The organism is Cellulophaga baltica (genome assembly GCF_900102165.1).
Taxonomy (GTDB): domain Bacteria; phylum Bacteroidota; class Bacteroidia; order Flavobacteriales; family Flavobacteriaceae; genus Cellulophaga; species Cellulophaga baltica.
In genome coordinates, this window is sequence record NZ_FNBD01000019.1 from 1 (window position 1) to 15,731 (window position 15,731).

Annotated in this window: 12 protein-coding genes; 2 read left to right on the forward strand and 10 right to left on the reverse strand. The window is 34.3% G+C overall.

What is annotated here, in order from left to right; all coding sequences use genetic code 11:
* Both BLQ19_RS19550 and BLQ19_RS19555 read left to right on the forward strand, forming a co-directional pair.
* A partial coding sequence (locus BLQ19_RS19550; protein WP_217637590.1) for an integrase core domain-containing protein occupies positions 1-322 on the forward strand: 322 nt, incomplete at its 5' end.
* 370 nt (positions 323-692) lie between these two features.
* On the forward strand, positions 693-911 hold the full coding sequence (locus BLQ19_RS19555; RefSeq protein ID WP_024480378.1) for a hypothetical protein: 219 nt from the start codon (positions 693-695) through the stop codon (positions 909-911).
* A gap of 192 nt (positions 912-1,103) precedes the next feature.
* Here BLQ19_RS19555 and BLQ19_RS19560 read toward each other — a convergent pair whose 3' ends face one another.
* From BLQ19_RS19560 to BLQ19_RS19605, 10 genes are all read right to left on the reverse strand, one after another.
* Entirely contained in the window at positions 1,104-1,592 is a 489-nt protein-coding gene (locus tag BLQ19_RS19560) for a hypothetical protein (protein WP_074539462.1), read from the reverse strand.
* 87 nt (positions 1,593-1,679) lie between these two features.
* Positions 1,680-2,192, reverse strand: coding sequence for a hypothetical protein (locus tag BLQ19_RS19565; RefSeq protein ID WP_025614826.1), 513 nt, complete (start codon positions 2,190-2,192; stop codon positions 1,680-1,682).
* 154 nt (positions 2,193-2,346) lie between these two features.
* Positions 2,347-2,736: a hypothetical protein gene (locus BLQ19_RS19570; RefSeq protein ID WP_024480381.1), complete on the reverse strand. Its 390-nt coding sequence runs from the start codon at positions 2,734-2,736 to the stop codon at positions 2,347-2,349.
* 94 nt (positions 2,737-2,830) lie between these two features.
* Positions 2,831-4,306: a serine hydrolase gene (locus BLQ19_RS19575; protein ID WP_029664960.1), complete on the reverse strand. Its 1,476-nt coding sequence runs from the start codon at positions 4,304-4,306 to the stop codon at positions 2,831-2,833.
* 162 nt (positions 4,307-4,468) lie between these two features.
* Positions 4,469-4,996: a sigma-70 family RNA polymerase sigma factor gene (locus tag BLQ19_RS19580; protein ID WP_024480383.1), complete on the reverse strand. Its 528-nt coding sequence runs from the start codon at positions 4,994-4,996 to the stop codon at positions 4,469-4,471.
* Positions 4,997-5,522: 526 nt separating this feature from the next.
* Positions 5,523-6,116 (reverse strand): DUF6134 family protein, encoded by a 594-nt coding sequence (locus BLQ19_RS19585; RefSeq protein ID WP_074539463.1) that lies wholly within the window; start codon positions 6,114-6,116, stop codon positions 5,523-5,525.
* A 172-nt stretch (positions 6,117-6,288) separates the two neighbouring features.
* On the reverse strand, positions 6,289-6,912 hold the full coding sequence (locus tag BLQ19_RS19590) for a hypothetical protein (RefSeq protein WP_074539464.1): 624 nt from the start codon (positions 6,910-6,912) through the stop codon (positions 6,289-6,291).
* A 140-nt stretch (positions 6,913-7,052) separates the two neighbouring features.
* Positions 7,053-9,791: an RICIN domain-containing protein gene (locus BLQ19_RS19595; protein ID WP_175444451.1), complete on the reverse strand. Its 2,739-nt coding sequence runs from the start codon at positions 9,789-9,791 to the stop codon at positions 7,053-7,055.
* Between the two features lie 57 nt (positions 9,792-9,848).
* A complete protein-coding gene (locus BLQ19_RS19600; RefSeq protein WP_074539466.1) occupies positions 9,849-11,780 on the reverse strand; it encodes a T9SS type A sorting domain-containing protein in 1,932 nt (643 codons plus the stop codon).
* Positions 11,781-11,910: 130 nt separating this feature from the next.
* Positions 11,911-14,880 carry a carbohydrate-binding protein gene (locus tag BLQ19_RS19605; protein ID WP_074539467.1) on the reverse strand — a complete coding sequence of 990 codons (2,970 nt, stop codon included), beginning with the start codon at positions 14,878-14,880 and terminating at the stop codon, positions 11,911-11,913.
* Between the last annotated feature and the right edge of the window lie 851 nt (positions 14,881-15,731).

The following is a 15,731-nucleotide window of genomic DNA, read 5'->3' on the forward strand; positions in this document are numbered from 1 at the left end:
TAAGACTTTTATGAACTGGTGTAAAAAGAACTTTATAGAAATTAAATATACACAACCGGGAAAGCCAATGCAAAATGGATATATAGAACGATTTAACCGTTTCTTTAGGGAGGATATATTAGATGCCTATTATTTCAATGACATTTATCAACTTCAAAAAATAAGCGACAACTGGAGAGAAGACTATAATTTTAATCACCCGCATAAATCTTTAGGTAATATATCACCTAAAGAATTCATGCCCAGATTTGATGAAGAATTTAAATTCTTCATCAAATCTGACCCAAATAATAATTATTTATCGAAATTAGAGGTGTCCTAAGAAGGGGAAGTCTACATTTTTAGGGAAGCCTACAGTACATTATATCTTCTATATAATTTTGAAGAACTAAGACCTACTTCTATATATTATTCAAGTATATTACCATGAGCCTCGTATCCTTCGCTATATAACTATGGGTTACATGGTAAGCATTGAATCAGCAAAATCATTAGCTATTTACTTGAAAATTTATCTAACTCTAGATTACTAAGCAGCATCTTTTAAAAGTACGGGACGTCTAAAATTTCTTATTACTATTTAGAACCTTTCTAAAAATCACAGAATTGGAATAACTTTGAAACTTAAAAGTAACGCCCTATTATATGGTGTCTAGTTTTTTATTATTTTAACTGTGGAATAGTTACTAGTTATGATAAGAAAAATTTTAATAAGCACCATACTCGCAACTACTTTTTTGAGTTGTGATGGTGATCTTAAACAAGGAAAATGTGATGAGGGATTTTTTGAACAAGATAATTTTGAGGGAGGATCATATTGTGTACCTCTAGCCGATACCGATGGTGTTGAAACTACAGTTAAAGATAACGAGAAGTTGAATGAAAAAGATTTGGATGAACTAGAAAGATGATTTTGCTAGTTTACTTGATAATCAGTTCTAACATTCTTTCACTTTCATTTTTTATTTAGGATTTGCAACCCGTCTTAAATGCTGATTATAAAAGTCATTATTTTACATAAAAACTAGCTCGTGCGACGGTTACTGTTTTGTGAGCTTATATTTTATTCAGTTTCTTTCAGTTCTGTCAAGTTAATGAAAAATTTATTTGATAATTCTAATTAATATTTTTGCATTTTTAAATACTTCATAGTGAATTTTAGTACCCTTATTTAAGTGGTAAAACTCATGTGTTCTAGATGTTAATCTATTTGGTTTTCCTGACTCAAGTTTTATATAATTTTCACCTTTATAATTTCCTACTCGGCTAACAATACCATATTGTATTAGTTTCTTTTTCTCTTTTATATCTTTTTTTAGCTCAAGAATCTTCAAATTTATAAATAATATTAAAGCAATAATACCAGTAATTAAAAATAGCCAAAATAGCATATTATGTAAACCGTAAGTGTTGTATAAACTAATTCCTTTTTTGTCAGGTAAGGCAAACATAAAAGCATAGATAGCTAATAAAGCTGTTGGTATTAGCATCATTTTCCATTTAGCTTTCTTCAAATGTTTTTTCAATGAAGTAATCTCGAATTCTGATAAATCCAGTTCTTGTACTTCTTCCTTTACTTTATGTTGTCTCATTTTGTTTGCGTAAAGTATTGAATTCTAATTACCATTTGTAAAAGGTATTTTTATGTTTTCTTATTGAACAGTTCTGCGGATAATAGTCTAATCTTTATTTTTCCAATACTCTTCTATTTCGTGTTTTGATAAGACTTCATCTATTCCTTTGTTTACATGAATTTTTATTAAAGGAATCTCCGCATCGAGGTCATCATATTTTAGAATTACTTCTTTGCCTAGTGTCTCACTTATATCATACATAAAACTTTCAATTAATTCAAAATCCTTTATTGAATTTATTTCTTTGGGGTTAATATCAAACTCAATTTCATCATCTTGAAAAAAGTGACAATTCAAGCGAATTTCCCCAATTAATATAGAGGCTAGTTTCGTTTCATCCGTTTTTTTTCTATTTGTTAGATAATCTATGATAAGTCTATCATCAATTTTCTTAGTAAAATTCCCTTCATCAGAATTCCTAAAATTCACGTGATATTTTTGATTAATAATAGCAATCACTTTTTTCCAATCGCTTATTGAAGAATTTAGAATATAAATAGCTCTTAGTGCACCATCTGCTTTAAATATCCATTCTATGTCCTTCCAGTTTTTCTTCATTTTACAATATGGTAATGATTATATATTTTGAAAGCGTTCATGCTTACTTGGTCATTATGTACAGGCGCATTGCAAGAGGTTTCGATGCTTTCGCTATTTCATTTTTATATACCAGTATAATCAGGTGTATTGTAATCGTTTTAGGGTCTTTAAATTACAACAACTCCCAACCTCCTTGATATTCATCTCCCGTTATAGCGTTCAGTTTTTTACACATTAAATGCCATTTATTAAAAGCGCCTTCGCCTCCTTTAATTGAAATTACATTTCTTCGGTCTATATATTCAAAATCTTCAGCGCCTTCAATAACACCATAATTATTCGCTTCAATAGTAATGGCAATAGTGTCAAAATAAGGATTTGTTCGCTCTAGTTTTGGTTCTAGAAATTCGTTGATCAAGTTTCCAGCTTTAAAAGCAGGTTTCCCCCAGAAGTCAATCTTTTCTCCGATTATTTTAGCTTCGGTCAATTCTTTTTCTATTTCAATTGTTTTGTCAGCAATTGTATCTTCTTTGGGCCAAAATTTTAGAATGTAGTCAGACATATCTTTGTTTCTTGATTTTTATTTAAGTGATTGTGTGCTGCGAGTTGCTAGGGTACAAATGTTCGCTAGTCTTTCTGATAGGCAATAGCTAGTTTTAATTAGATTGTTCTAAGATTAAATTTATCTCTTTAATATTTTTTTCAGCATGGGTGTTATTGGAATCTAATTTTAGGACATTTTCATAACTCTCTTTTGCGTTTTTATATTGTTTAGCCTTGTAATATGCTTCCCCTAGGCTATCGTATAAATTTGCATTTTCAGGATCTGTTGAAATCGCAAGTTTAAAAACGTCTATAGCCAAGTCGGTTTGCTCTTGGTACAGAAAATCATAGCCGACTTTGTTCAGATAGTTTGCTGTGGCAAAATAGTGAACCGTATCCTTCTTTAATTCTAAGTATTGTTTTGATGCTTCTTTTGAATCTTTAAGAAACAAAGGCGCTACTTGTGACCATAAATTGATTTTCGGGTATTTAATGAGGTCATATTCTATCTTATTGTACAGACGTATCCAATCGTCTACTGCTTCTTCAGAAGTAGTATTCATTAGCAATATTTGTCCGTAATTAGTATCTGGACAAACTAATAGAATACTTTGTACGCCATTGGAGGTTCCTGATTTTAAATAATAAAACCCTTCTTCTTCGGCATACCCCACATCCCAAAAATAGCCAACACTTTCTTCCTCATTTTCAAATAATGTGCGGGTAGCTTCTTTTATAAAGGGCTGCTTAGCTTCTAATTGAAACTGCATGAATTTCATTAAATCTGGTAGCGTTGTGATAATGCCCGATGCGCCTCCTAATAAAGGGTTCTCGTCTATTGTTGCTAATGCACCAGATTCCGTGTAGCCATGGATAAGACGGTCTTTGTGGTTGTCATAGTCCTGTAGATAGGTATTTTTCATACCTATCTCTTTAAGAAATTCGTTTAGTAGTTCAGGATAAGGTTTCTTATACACCTGTTCTAAAATATAAGCAGCAATTTCTGGACCTACATTGTTATACTCATAAAATGTTCCTGGTGCATGGCTTAATGTTGTTGTTTCTAGCTCATCAAATAAGTCTTCTATCGTATAGGCAATAGGGTTCTTTGCATATTCCCCCGAAAATATTTTGGAATATACATTTTTCAATTTTTTAGGCGTTTCAAATCCTAAGGTATGGGTAACTAAGTTTTTAATAGTAACAGGAGTGCCTTCATATGCTAAATTAGGATAGGCTCTGGGCAAGAATTCTCTAATATCGGTACTTAAAGCTAATTTTTTATCGAGTATGGCTTTTGCCATTAAGGAACCCGTAAATACTTTTGAAATGGAAGCTATTTCAAAAAGTGTCTGATCATTTGGTATATTTTTCGAATCGGAATCAACCGCGCCATAATAGTTGTAATAGGTACTTCCGTTCTGGTAGATGGCAACGGACATGGAATTTATGTTGCCACGGCTTAGTATATTCTCAGCATATTGGTCAACAGATTTCGTTAACTGTTCAAATGGCTCGATGGTACTTTTCTGTTCTGACTGGCATCCCAACAATAGCAGGAGGCAAATTATAATAGCAATCCTATTCATATTTTTTAGTTAAAGACATTAAAGATTTTACTTTGTTACATTGTGTTGCTAAGATATGACTAACATCGTAAGCAACAGCTAAGCTTTTAGACGACTCAAAGTTTATAGCTTAAAGAAGAAATTAGTTGTTTTCTGCTTCAGTAGCTCGTTTAGAGGCTTTTTCTAGCTCGCTTTACAAGCAGCACAATTAGACTCCCCAATTAACTTTCCATTTTTATCAAACTCATATTTACAACATGTGTTGAATTTGTTCTTTAAAATATCTTTGCCTCTTTTAATTCTTACTTTTACGTTTTCAAGACTTATATCTAATTGTATGGCAATATCTTTTTGCTTTAGTCCTTTGATATAAATCAACTCTATTACCTGTCTGTAAATCTCAGGAAGGTCATTTATGAAGTTATCAAAGCAACAGACCGATTGATATTCTTCCAACGGCTCACTTATATTCGCGCTATTTTTCTCCACATAAATTGCTTCCTTCGTATAGTGATTGGCTATTTCGTTTCTAGCTATTTGAAAAATCCAAGCCCTAGCTTTTTCTTCTTTCTTTAGTTTGGATACATTTTCATGAATTTTCAGGAACGTGTTTTGGAAAATATCATTGGTCCGATCTTTATTTTTTGTTTTTTTTAAAATAAAAAAATAGAGCTCATCATTGAATTTGTTCCATATTTTTTGAGTTTCCATATTTGAAAAATAAATAAAAGCTAGTTAAATAACTAGCTTTTGATAAAATTAACAACAGGTACATTTAGTACATTCACATATAGTACATGGGCAATTACGTTCCATGCAATTTTTACAATTACATTTGGCACATTCACAATTGGTGCATTTACAAGTATTCATAGTATTCTAATTTTTAAGGTTCAGTAAGTAGACTGATAAACCTTAAAAAGGATACATTTTATTTTACATTTTATTATTGCTGTTGTACTTTTTTGCTTATCATCGGTTCTCGATACTATTTTTGTTTCGCTGCCCTACACAAAAATCACTCGAACTGACAATGCGTTTTTAAATTGAATACGGTTGTCACTTCGAGTGAATTTCAAGCTTTTTTTGGCTTTAAATTAGTATCTAGAAGTATTTTTGTCACTGAGGGATTCGATGCAATTTTATAGCGTTTGATGCCTGTTTTAAAGCCTAATTTTTGAAATTATCATCAATCATCAACAAGTAGGAGGGAAGACTTAATTATTTTTATGAAAGTCTATTTCCGCAATAGCATTTCAAAAGCGATGAGACCGCCGTCAATAACCGCTTTTTCTAAGACACCGTTCTTGTAATAATAGACATTCTCTTTGCCATTCGCATTAATTTTTTTGTACACATGATTGCCCAAAGAGACTATGGTATTAAAACTACCGTCTTGCTCAGAGTAACAATTGTTTATATGTGTGGGTTCTAAAAAATACAATAAGATGGAGGTGTAATCAATGGTAGTTTTTATAGGGACTTCAGACTTTCCATTTTTAGTAATTAGATATTCGTTCTCATGCCATTGCGTAAGTGTTTTTGCGTGCGACTTATCATTTATATGAATATTTACCACTGCTTTTTTCAAAAGTTTAGCCTCAAAATCTACACTATAATTATAGTTTACAGCAAATTCTTTTATGAGTCTAAACGCAATAGTACTTGAGGTATGATAGGTTGTTTTGGCATCCTTGTGAGTTTTTGTCGCTTTTAAACTTCCAATAGTTTTCTCTTTATAGATAATATCATACCATAATGTTTTATCTGGGGAAGGTGTTAAATCTCCTTGAAACGTTATAAAATTGAAAAGTATCAGACACCAAAGCATAGGCTTGTATTTAAAGAATATGTAGTCGTAAAACCATTTAGATTACAAGATACAAAGGTAATTAGAACCGAGGTATGCAAAGCTGATGATTATCATTGAAGGTTACATTTTGCTTTTAAAAAGGGGATGCTTTCTAAGAAAGATGGATATTCGTAGAATTATGTTTTCTGACTTATTCGCTACTCGTGATGTATTTCCGTTTGTATTCTTTTAAAAATTGCTTTGGGTTTTCATTATACATTTTCGGCTTTCCTTCTATTAAATACCATAATTGCGCGGTTGTTGTACCTAGCATATTTGTAGGCTCCAGACCTATTAGCTCTTCTGGTTTACTGCCGTCAGAACATTCAATACACCAAAATCTATTTTGTATGGCTAGATGTTTTGGAAAAGTAGTTGCTTTAATTTCCTCAAATTCTCTTTTTTTATTTGATTTGTAAAATCGGTACGTGATGTTATTAAAGTCCGTTTCTCTATCATAATACACTACATAAAAATCTTCTTTATAAAGTCTAAATAGCACAAGAATAAAGGGTGTTTCGTGAGAATAAGCTTTATCAAGATAATTAAACTCAATCAAGTTTTTCACATCTCCACCTCCCCAACCTAAACCATGACCACCGTAATATACCCTTTGAGAATGTGTTTTTTTAATAGGGATTACTAGATTTTTAGCAGCCTGAATATCTAGCCTACTCTTTACCGTCTCTCTTTGTATTTTTAATAAATAAATCAAACTAAGAAATAAAAAAACAATTCCTAAAATAGTGTAGCCTATGTATTTTAAAACTTTCATTTTGTGCAGATCAGTTATTCAATTATTAAAAAAATGTGATTTGTTGGAAGATACTATACTTTTAGCATTCGTATGAACTAGCTATAAACAGAAAAGCCTCCCAGAGGTTATATCTGGGAGGCTTTATAAAGGTATTCTGCTTATTGTTTAAAAAACTGTAGACTTTCTTTACCGGCTACAGAAATTATATACATTCCGGATTTTAGGCCATCTAAAGAAATAAGTTCTTCATCAGAAGTCACGGGTATGGCTTTTAAAACGATACCACTCATATCTCTAATTTTTAATTCATCTCCTGAACTTACGCCCACAATCTTTATATATTCTTGCGCTGGATTAGGAAATATTTTTAGCGCCATTGTACTTACGGTAAGGTTGGCAGCGGCAGGTACAATCTTCCATTTTTGATTTCCATTTGTTGTAGCATAAGCATATGTAATAACATTGGTGTTCAAGGCCCCGTTATTGCGGTCTAAACCTTGTGCATGACAATGGTTTGGTTGTATCCCATAAATACCTTCGCCGTTTTCAACAACTTTCCATTGTTGATGCGCCTGTCCGGCACTTGTGTAGGTGGCTACTTGTACGCTATTTTCACATTTAGCATAAGGGACTTCTAAGAACCTATTGTTGCTCTTGTTTTTAATCGTGTACACATTAGCACCTAAATGATTAAATACCCATTTTTGATCGTCATAATCACCTGGGTTAATCATTTTAGCGGCATAATTTTCTAAAGCTCTAGATAGCAAGCGTTGATTAGAGTTTATAGATTCTAAAGTGTATACTCCGTTTTCTATTAATTGTGAGCTTATTGGTGTGGTGGTGTCTGCTGTTCCTTTTAATAAAATAATGGCAGAATAGGGCGCTAAGGTAACATTGCCAGAATACGCCTTATGTGTAGCATCTACATACGCAATAGTACCTAAGTTTACGGCCTTATCTGCTCCTGTATTATTGACAACAAATTTAATAAATGAATCAGGATTAGTAGAAGTACTAAAACTAACAGGCGCTCTTTTGCCTTTTTTTTCATAATTTGGGTACTTAGTTTTAAACTGATCTAAGGTGTAATCATTGGTCTGTCTGGCCACCGTTACACTCACTTCTTTTCCATCGGTATAAGGCTGACAGTAATAATTGCTATTGATATCGCCTAGAAACGTATTAAAATTTGCTTCTGTAATTTGATTGGTATATCTAGCAGAAAACTGCGTAGGTTTTTTAGAGAATAAAATATTATTGGTCACGGTATTATTGGTAGACTTCGCAACACTACCACCAGCACCAAAACTATTTGTATAGGTAGATAATACTAGACCATAATCACAGTTATACACCGTATTATCTTTAATGCTATTTTTACTAGATAAATTAGCCATAATACCCCAACCAACTACGTTGTATACTGTATTTTCATAAATAGATTGATTTTGTGAATCGTTATCAATATATATACCAGCAGTTTTTACGCCTCTACCGGTAGGGATACCTCTGATAGCTCCTGGAGAATCATGTACCATATTTTTATATACGCTATTTGTAGCCTCTTTATTCCCAACAGAGTATATGCCGCCACCATCATCTTTGGTATAGCAATAATTACTAATGTCATTATAGCGTACTTTAAAATTACCACCCGAAAAATTTAAGGCATGGTATCCAATATCTTTAAGTGAATTTTTTTCTATGATGTTCTGCGAAGATCCAGATTTACTGATAAACCTTACGCCTGTATAGCCTATAAAACTGCGGTCTCCCATACCAGAACGCATACCGATGTTTACAATTTTATTGTTGGTAAAGGTGAGTCCGTTTATGGCTTCCCAACGAATGGCACTGTTATTACTTTCTTCAAATGTATTGTTTGTGGCTGTTATATTGGTAAGTGTAAAACCTAAGGATAAATAGTTGTTTCCGTTTTTAAAATCACAATTGTTTATTGTTAAATTGGCTGCACCGCTTACCGCTAATGTTTGTTTTAAACCGCCTTCTATTTTTAAATCTTGAATTTTAATATAGCTACTATTGTTTAAAGCCAAAGTCTCTTCTCCTTCAGGAATTTCTACACTCAAACTATTAGGGTCATTAGTGCTATACAAGTATAATAGACCAGCCGTAATGTCATGAGCCCATTCTCCATTTTTATCTAAAGTGTTTACATGGTTTTGGAAAAAGTATCCAAAATTGTTTTCTATATTGTTTTCAAAATTACCGTTGGGGTCAGATAAGCTAAAGTTTACCGTGGTACCAGAGTGAGACGTTATCGTTTCTACTTTTACGTTATCATCTGTAGTTCTTATAGTAATTTCACCACCTCTAAAACTATTGGAAGCATAGGGTAAACTGGAAGTTTCAGAAACAGAGGTGTTATTACCTGCATGGTCCTTGATAGTTCTATAGCCACCATTAGGCGCATCACTATTAGGTTCTCTACCTATTTGCTGTGCTACATTCTCTAAAAATAAAGAGGGAATTCTCCCATTATCAATTTTAGGTAGATTTACTTTCCAGATAGCACCACTATGACGTGTCCATCCCGTAATTTTCTTTGCCGCTCTTAGCACGGGTTTAGTTCCAGATCCATAAGATTTTAATACGATGGCATTACTAGAAGAACCTTTTTTACCTTTTAAATCTAGACTTCCGTAAAAGACGTCCCCGCTATTAAAATGAATAATGTCTCCTGGAGCTAGAGCATTCTTCATGCTGTTTACTTTGTTTATGGTTTTCCATGGGGATGCTGCTGATGTCCCATTATTTGAATCAGTACCCGAGGCACTAACGTAATAGTTTTTTTGAGCGACTAGGGTAGTGCTGCAGAGTACTAAAAATAGGCCTAGTATATAGGTGCTTATACGTTGTTTTGTTGAGTTCATAGTAGTTTTTATATAAAAACGAGGCCTAAGCATTGTTGTCTTAGGCCTAATTTTAAATTATTCTTTTATAAATTGTTGATTGTTTTTTCCTGCGATAGAAATAATATATTTTCCTTTTTTCAGACTAGAGATATCTATAGTTTCTTCGGTATGTTGTGCTACTTCTTGCAGCACACGATTTCCAGAAAAATCATATACGATAATCATATCACCATGAGCAATACCTGTAAGGGTTATATAGTTTTGTGCAGGATTAGGAAATAATAATACGGATGGTTCAATTGAAACTTCGCTGATACTTTTTGCGGCAGTACTATTGAGCGCACTACAGGATAAAGTAAGTTTAGGAGCCTTGCTACCTTCTTTAGACCAAAAAGAAACATCATTACCACTAACTTGTCTAACGATTATTGTAACGGTTTCTCCTGCAGTAATACCCGATAGGTTCCATTGGTAGCTTGCCCCTACATTATAGGTGCCTGTTTTAGTTCCTAATAAAGCACCTTGAACCGGTCTGTTACTGCTAGATAAGTTCTCTTCTGTCCAATTCGTAGATTTTCCTTTAAAAATATCTATACGACCGTTTCCGTTATCGGAAGACACGGTTAGGTTTAGGGTTGCAGCATCGTTAGCTTTAAAATTACTAGGGATTTTAAATTTCAGGAAAACCAATCGTTTTCCGTTTTCTACTCGAAGCTGATTGCTATTATAACGTGTAGTTCCTTGAAGGTAGGCATCTTCAGTGGGTGATACGTTTAACGCCTCCGTGCACGTTGTACTTCCTCCGGTAGCTTCTCCTAATTTTATAGGATATAAAGTACCTCCTTTTGGGCTTAAACTTGCTGCCAAAGCAGGAAAGTTTGTGGCAGGATTAGCTGGTTTCACCTCTTTAGGACCTTTGTATAATAAGGCAGGGTCTGACCAAGGTGTTGCATTGTTATGGTTTTTTTCTAAACAAGTATTTCTATAAATGAAATTAGGGTATTTAGAGTTTTGATGTTGCGTAGACCAAGGGCCCATAATGGCATAATAATTAGGCTCTTTACTATTGTTATAGGCAGCATTAGGCGTATCTGCTTTTGAGTTAGGCATGTCAGAAGGCAAGGTTATTCTATTGTTTTCTATTAAATTATTGCCTTTGTCTCCACTATGAAAACTTACTTCTTGTTTAAAATCATTGTCATACACCACATTGTATTCTACATTACCCCCTTGAAGAGAAATATGTCTTATATGCGTAATTTCACAACCAGTAACTAAGTTATAAGCTCCTTGAATAAAAAAGTATCCCTGCGCTCCTCCAGCTTTTTTATGCGCTCCTTCTACTTTTAAATCTCTTAAGGTTACATGGTTTGCAGGTACTCGTATAGGATCTTTGGCGCAATTCAAGATCGTCACTTTATCTAACCAACAATCTTCTGAAGTGCTTATTTTAACAGAGATGTTATCGTTATTTGGTAATTCATCATTGGCATCCAGTCCATAATTCCAGTCGTATTTTGGTGTTCCCCAACTGCCTTCAATGGTTAAGGTGTAGATCCCACTTTTACTCACTTTATAGAAGCTGAAAGCATCACCATCCGTCATTTTTACGATGCACTTGACTTTATTTCTATCCTCTCCAATTAAAGAGACATTTGATTTCATCACAATTCGCTTATCAATAGTGTAGGTTCCTTTTTTTAATAAGACAGCTACTAGTCCACTTTCTTTAGACGCATCAACGATAGCTTTATTAATAGCATCACTATTGGCTCCACTGGTCAGCGTTTTTACCACTCTGAGATCTTTGACAAAAGGAATTCCGCCTCTAACACCCGCTGTTTGCCATTTTTTCATTTGTGGGTAGCGGCTATCATATTTTCCGGAGTCGAAAGTTACCCCGGGATCACCCACTTTTAATTGGGCATTTAGTTGAAACCCCATAAAGAGGATGCACCATAGACTACTCATCGTATAGGCATGTTTTTTAAATACATAATTTTTCATTTTTCTAATGTTTAAATAGTGTTCATTTTTTAAATAAGATTGTGCTCTAGCTCATGGGGTTATTTAAAATAAGCATGTTTAAATAATAAAGAGCGATCTAGAATGTGCTACCCTAAATCGCTCTTAACTTTTATTGTTTGATAAATTGTAAGCTCTGTGTGCCTTCAATAGAAATTATGTAGGTTCCTTTCCTTAGACTAGAAACATCCAAAGTTTCTTCTGTGCTCAGTGCCGTTTTTTGCAGTACTATATTCCCAGAAAAATCATATACGATAAGCTGGTTCCCGTTGATAATACCAGAAAGGGTAATATAGTTTTTTGCAGGATTAGGGTAGGCTACAAGTGTTGTTTTAGCGCTTGTAGCTGGAGCTACTAGCATACTTGCTGCAGTATCTTGCTTTACAAAATTTAATTTATTTACATTGAATAGAAACCCAGTGCCTCCGGTGAAATTTAGGGTTAGGGTTTGTTCTCCTGCCGTTAAGTTTACCGTAGTTGTTACTGTTTTCCAGGTCTGCCATCCTCCAGTATTTGCAACCGCTAGTTGTCCTAAAGCTGTGCTTTCAGAAACTAATGAAATTGTTCCTCCAGAAGTATTCGTCGCTACTCTAGCTTCCACTTGATACATTCCTGTTTCAGCTATATTAAGTAGGTAAGTGGTAGCATCTCCATTTTGGATGTAGCCAATGTTTTTACCTCCATCTGTATCGGTTGTATTTTCTAATTCAATACCAGATTGCGTTGCAAAAGCTTCCGCTTCTAAAACTCCAGGAATGGCAATAGACGTATCAATGGTATTACCTGTATCAGCACATGCTAATTCCAAAACCAGTTTTGGAGCAGAAGAACCTTCTTTAGATGAAAAAGAGACATCATTACCATCTATTTGTTTTACGATAAGCGAAATGGTTTCTCCAGGAGTAATGCCAGATAATACCCAGTTGTAAGTGCTGCCTACACTATAGGTGGTATTTAGAGAACCTAATTTAGTTTGTTCCCCTGGTTTATTGGTCGCAGATAAATTTCCTTCGGTCCAAGTATTTGTACTTCCTTTATAAATTTCGATTAAACCATTACCACCATCACTAGAAACGGTTAACGCTAATTTAGCACTCGTCACATTTTCAGTAGTTGCCGGTACTGTAAATTGCAGGTAGGATATTCTTTTTCCGCTTTCTACTCTTAATTCGTTAGTGTTATATTTGGTCGTATTTTGTAAATAGGCATCATGAGATAAGCTTGTTGCAAGAGTAGCATTACAACCACCCGCATTACCATCACTATCTTTACTTGTAATTAAGGCCACCCAGTCATTGCTATCTGGCGCTACCAAATTAGTTCCTAATGTACTTTTAGCGGTAAGGCTACCTCCTGCTCTTGGGTTAAACCATTGTACATCATATTTAGCATTACCTGCAGGTAAGCTTAAACCCGTACTACCTCCATTAGGTCTGTAAATAGCATAAATTTTACCTTCCGCGGCAAACACATAATCATTACTGTCCGTAGTAACACCATCTGATGAAACCATATCGGTAAGGGTAGGAAGTAAATTAGCAGCAAAAAATGCAAGCGCATAACTACCTTCTTTATACTTTACACCTCTTTTTCTGTGATCTTGACCATTAAGATCTCCATCATCAGCAGTATAACCACTGTAATATTCTACACCAGCACCACCAGCCAGTAAAGTTGCCCAAAGTACTTTTTCTCTAACTTGTTTATCAGAAACCATGATCCCTTCTGATGCGCTACCTTGCTCATCATTTGCAACCACCCATTTTCTACCGGCATTTTTAGAGTTTTCTACCCATCTACGCACATCGTTATGTACATTGTTCTGACTTGTTTGTACGGAGGCACCAGTCAGATTAGATTTACTCCCTAATAACGGATTATATCTTTGATCTTGTTGCCCTGGATATGTATGTAGCACTACATGATGTTGGTAAGGATCTAGATTTTGAATGTAGTTTACGGTAGATTTTACGACATCATCTTTGATCGTAGATTCTTCAGACAGGTTCCAGTTTAATGCTAGGTGATGTCCGAATCTTGCAATTAACTCTCGGTAGTACAATTTTCTTTCTCTCCCAAAAGTATGCCCATCCATTTTTTCACAATTCTCTGTTTCCATGGTTTTAAAATGCAAGTACATTCCTTTTTTATCGGCATACTCCATTACTTTTTCCCACTGCGCTAGCTTAGAAACATCAAAACGGTCTTTATGTAATTTATCCCATTGGCCTGCTTTTGCCGTATTGGAATAATCTTGAGAAGTACCTTTTAGAATATGCGGAAACACTGCGCCGTCATCACCACCAGCGGCCCAAGTTAAGAATGACATTACGTTGGCACCTTGACCAGAAAGGTAATTAATAGACCCTAGCATTCCTTTTCCTTTTCCGCCATTCCAAGTGTAGGCACTGGCATCGGTAGCCACATAGTCTTGTGTATGTGCTTCCCAAGTTTTGCTTTTGTTTCCTCCGGCCGTATTTCCTGGAGTACCATCAAAGTCTACATAATGAAAGCGATTTTCAGGAGAATCTGCTCCAACTTTTAAAAACCAAGGTCCGTTTGGATTCTCAGGATCACTTCCTATATGCTTTAAATAATGCGCTCCAACATAGGTTAACCTTCCAAGGTCTTTACTTCTAAAATCTCTACCAGATTTATTAGATTCCGTAATAGCAAAGGTTCCGGTAGTTCCATCCATAAATCCGCCACTAGAACCGCCGCCATTAATGGCAACATTAGCTCCAGATTTAAAGGTGGCTTTCCAAGTCCATGCGCCCGTATGGTCTGGAGCAAAATGTACCCTCCATTTGTTTCCAGAATCACATCCTGTATTTTCTGCATCGCCACAAGCTGCAAAATACCCTGGAACGGTATAAGATTTGTTACTAGCAGTATGTGTAAAGACGACTTCTAACCTATAATCAGAAAACGGATTGGGAGTGGCAGTTTCGGTGGTATTTGGACCATTAAAAGTTAAAGATACTTTGTGCCATCTTTTGAGTTCTCCATCTAGCGTTTGTGCTTTTAAATGGACACTTAAAAACATAAATGCCATAAGTAGGTAAGGTGTAATTGATTTCATAGGTGTTACGTTTTAATTATTAATTAATTGAATGTAATGAGTGGCTTATAGCAATTAAAAAAAGTTTGAGGCTTTGAATTTTTAATATTTGACCGATAGACATACCTATCCTGTTCCCAAATTACCATTCTTTACGAATGGGTAAGAGAAACGTTCTAATGCCTATACAATTCAATTAAAAATTGATGTATATAGCGATAAGGCTCATTATCTTTTTATGCAGAAATAAAAGCTTGTTTTACTGAAAAATAGCGGGTATGCTTGTAGCGTTGTGAAAATGATAAAAAGTACGAGTGCACCCACTAAATGTTAGAGTAGGGTATACCTTTAAATTACTTCTAGTCATGAATTGCTAAGGCAACAATACGCTCCACGTGTACGGTGTCCATATCTTGAAATTTAATATGTACAGCACAGTAAGCGGTATTAGATACGCTTAAATTTTCTTAGTAAAACACAACTTTTAGCAAATGCGTTGAGGTGAAAAGATTTTTAGCTGATAAAAAATTAAAGAATAACAAGTTGGAATCTCGCTTGTTGCACGAGAGTAGGTTTTAAGTAGTAGTGTTCTCATTTTATTGTAATTAAGTTGATAAATAAATCTTTGGGGATTTTAGAATAAAGGTAAGTATTATGTATATATACTATAGTACACTATTTTAGCAATTTAGTACCCTATTTTAACCTGTTTAGTTGCTTCCAAAATTAAATTTTCAAGAATTTAATTTATTTTAAAACGCTAAATAGGGGCTTCTTTCTTTCCTATTTCGAAATTATTTTTTTTTCACACCTGTCCATGCTTTGTCCTGACTAAAAAGTTTTTAATAAAATAACTTACGCTTTGTAAGTCT